At 52.6% G+C, this 3,606-nt stretch carries 2 protein-coding genes and 1 pseudogene; all 3 read right to left on the bottom strand.

The annotated features are described in order from the left end of the window. Positions 1-174: 174 nt before the first annotated feature. The 3 genes and pseudogenes from R7Q48_RS23780 to R7Q48_RS23770 all read right to left on the bottom strand — a co-directional run bounded on the left by R7Q48_RS23780 (position 175) and on the right by R7Q48_RS23770 (position 3,081). Positions 175-831 (bottom strand): quinolone resistance pentapeptide repeat protein QnrS1, encoded by a 657-nt coding sequence (locus tag R7Q48_RS23780; RefSeq protein WP_001516695.1) that lies wholly within the window; start codon positions 829-831, stop codon positions 175-177. Positions 832-1,112: 281 nt separating this feature from the next. After that, positions 1,113-1,424: pseudogene (locus R7Q48_RS23775) on the bottom strand (ISKra4 family transposase); the annotation flags it as partial. 85 nt (positions 1,425-1,509) lie between these two features. Continuing rightward, positions 1,510-3,081 (bottom strand): ATP-binding cassette domain-containing protein, encoded by a 1,572-nt coding sequence (locus tag R7Q48_RS23770; RefSeq protein WP_094307857.1) that lies wholly within the window; start codon positions 3,079-3,081, stop codon positions 1,510-1,512. Positions 3,082-3,606: the final 525 nt, after the last annotated feature.

The following is a 3,606-nucleotide window of genomic DNA, read 5'->3' as shown; positions in this document are numbered from 1 at the left end:
GGTAAGCAGAGTTTTTGAAATGTAAGGCCTTTGAATAAGACAAAAGGCTGCCTCATCGCTAACTTTGCAACAGTGCCAAAATTTATACATGGTTGTCCCTATGTCTATTATTGCAAGGTTGACAATATTATTCGTTTTATAAATTTGAGCGTTTAAAATCACACATCAAAGCAATTAGTCAGGATAAACAACAATACCCAGTGCTTCGAGAATCAGTTCTTGCTGCCAGGCTGCAATTTTGATACCTGATGTATCGACTTTGCGGGGATCTAAACCGTCGAGTTCGGCGTGGCATAAATTGGCACCCTGTAGGCTAAATTGCCCCCAGACATCTTCGGAAAAAACACCTCGACTTAAGTCTGACTCTTTCAGTGATGCACCCGCTAGGTTCGTTCCTATCCAGCGATTTTCAAACAACTCACATTTTTCTAAACAAACCCTCTCCATATTGGCATAGGAAAGATTACATCCAGAAATAAATGCTGAGCAAAAGTACATACGATTACTCACTTGATGGGCAAAGTTTGTTCGGGAAAAGTTGGCACCTTTTAAATCACACGCACGGAACTCTATACCGTAGCAATTGGCATTACTGAAGTTTGCCATCGCAAGTTGGCATTGTTGGAAACTTGCATCACGAAGATCTGCGACATCAAAGTGGCAGCCTTCGATATCACCCTGTTCAATGAACTTGCAGTTGACGAATGTCGTATCACGCAAGTTAGCACGTCGAAAGTCGCTGCGAATGAATGTGCAAGCGGTGAAGGTGAGATCACTTAAGTCTTTATGTGAAAAGTTGTGGTGCCGATATGTATGATTGTAGGTTTCCATGAGTACTCCTTGTTGAAAGGAGGGCTAGACTACCATTATACATATGCCAAGACATTAAAATAAAAGCCTGTTACATCAACACATTACAACCCCTCAATTTACCTGTTTTAAGTGGTCAAATTGGCGCGTAGAGCGCCTATCGCTCTTGCATTGGCACGCGGCCCTGTTGAAAAAAGTTATTCGCTTTAGATAGGGTTAGGAGAGCCGTGCTTCGCCGGTAAAAAATCGGACTATCCGACGCAGGGCGGACGAGAGCATAAAAAATATTGGGGCAGCGTGAGCTATGCTGCCATCGCTGGTCCCTTCCCGTCACTTTGAAAACCCGGATACCAGCAGACAAATTTATCCTGCAGTTCGTTATTCAAAACGGCGGTCCGGGTCTGTAACAAATAATGAGCCCCTTTTCTGCTCCACTGCATCTGCTGCTTTTTGGCCATTCGTCTGGCGATCACTTCATTGATCGTGGATTCCACAAACGCGGTTGATACCGGCTCTCCGTACCGACGCATTTCGCCGTAGTTTGGGATCATCATCTTATTATTCCGGATGTAGGTATACATTTCATCCAGATGTTTTTGCAGGGATTTCAGGCTAGGGGTTGTAAGCCGGAACCGCCGAAATTTCCGTCAACTCCTCTAACCCCCTGCCACAAGGGCATCTAGGTCAATCATCTTGCGGTCACTCTGAAAGATTTAATTCTTTACCAACCCCAACCCCTGCAACGAAGTCGGGATCGTGAGAAACCAATAGCAGAGTGCCTGGGTAGTCCGCCAGGACCTGAGTGAGCAACTGACGCGAGGGGTGATCCAGATGGTTGTCCGGTTCATCGAGCAGCAGCAGGTCGGGCAGTTGCGCCAGTACCATCAGCAGACCCAGTTTTAACCTCTCCCCCCCACTCAGACCATGACAAGGCGTCAGAGCGCGATCGCCGCGCAGGGCTATGCCCGCCAGCCGTGTTCTCGCATCACTCTCGGCCAGTGTCGGAGCCACTGTCAACAGGTTGGCAAGCGGGCTGAGATCCCGCGCAATCAGGCTGAGCCCCTGATCGAGGCAAGCCATCTTGCCATTGATGCGAAAGCTGCCCGTCTCGGGCTCCAGCACCCCGCGCAACATCTGCAGCAGACTCGATTTGCCGCAGCCATTGCGACCGCCGAGCAAACAGCGCTCACCCCGTTGCAGCACCAGATCAACCCGCTGGCCATGCCAGCGCACGTGAGACGCAGCCGTAATCACCAGCGGCTGGGCAGCCCCCTTGCGCTCGATCTCCTCCGGCCACTGCATGATGAGCGGCTGCACCGCCGCCAGCGCGGCTGCTGCCTCGGTGCGGGCCTCCACTTGCGCACTGTGGCCCCGCTCGTGGCGGTCCAGCACTCTGCCAAGGGATTTGCCTGCCTGTTCCGCCTTGAAATCAAGCAGGATTTTGGCTTGGGAGCCGCGCTCACGCCGCCCCTGACTGGCTCGTCTGGCCGCCTGTTCACGCACTTTTTGCAAGCTGCGCGCCGCCGCCTTTTCGCCTCGCACCGCTTGCGCCAAACTGGTGCTGCGGGCAGCCTGTACCTCGGCCTGCTGTGCCAGAAACTCGTCAAACGAGAGGCGGGCACTCTGTAACCCCTGCTCGCTCAGCTCCAGAATCTGACTGGTTTGATTGAGCAGGCGCCGGTCGTGGCTCACCAGCAGGTAACCTCCGCGATGTCTGGCCAGTTGCTGGCTTAGCCAGTCGATGCCAGAGGCATCGAGGTGGTTGTCTGGCTCATCAAGCAACAGAAAGTGAGCAGGCCTCGCAAACAGCGCCAGCAGGCGCAAACGGGTGAGCTGGCCACCGCTCAGGGTGCTGACCGGGACATGGGGATCGAGTCTGAGGCCTGCTTCTGCCAGCAGGTCGGCAAGATCGCTGCGCAGGTTCCAGCGATCAGCCAGCAACTCGAAATCGTCCTGGGCGCAGCTCCCCTGCTCGATGCGCTCAAGGGCCCGTAGCGGCTCGCCCCAGCCGATAAGGTCGGCCACACTGGCTGCGCAGTCATGATCTTGAGCCGGTGCAAACTGGGACAACCAGCTGATGGGGGTCAACCACTCGATCTTGCCAGAATCCGCGCGGCGCTGGCCCGCCAGCAGTTCCAGCAGCAGGCTCTTGCCGATGCCGTTACGGCCGATCAGGGTGCAGCCCGCAGCGGGCAAAGTGAAGGTAAGGGGCACAGTACAGGCGACGAAGGGCAGCTGCAAAGTGTTGATATGACATGCGATATGGGTCATCTGAACTCCTGTAGGCCAATGCGGAAGCCGCAGGCCAAGAGCTAAACCAAATGACAGGGACACGTGTCCACAAGTGGGAAAACAGCAGAGGAATCAGCATCAACCTGTCACGGTGAGACGCACCCGCTCTCCCTGGCGGGAGAAGAATCAAAAGTGGGGTGCGGACAGGTTAAATGCGCATCGGCGAAATACTCTTTACTGATGAAAGTAAAATCATACTTCAGATAGTAAAAAATGCCAAATGTTCCGGTATCACTCACTTGCATGTTGTATCAATAAGTCAAGTGTCAGTCTGGGCTATACCCTAACCTGATGTCAGATGCCATGTGTAAATTGCGTCAGGATAGGATTGAATTTTGAATTTATTGACATATCTCGTTGAAGGTCATAGAGTCTTCCCTGACATTTTGCAGGGAATTCCATGACTGGACAGCGCATTGGGTATATCGGCACTGTTGCAAATAGTCGGTGGTGATAAACTTATCATCCCCTTTTGCTGATGGAGCTGCACATGAACCCATTCAA

It is taken from the genome of Vibrio sp. 378 (assembly GCF_033339435.1).
This window is presented reverse-complemented; position numbering and strand designations above follow the sequence as displayed.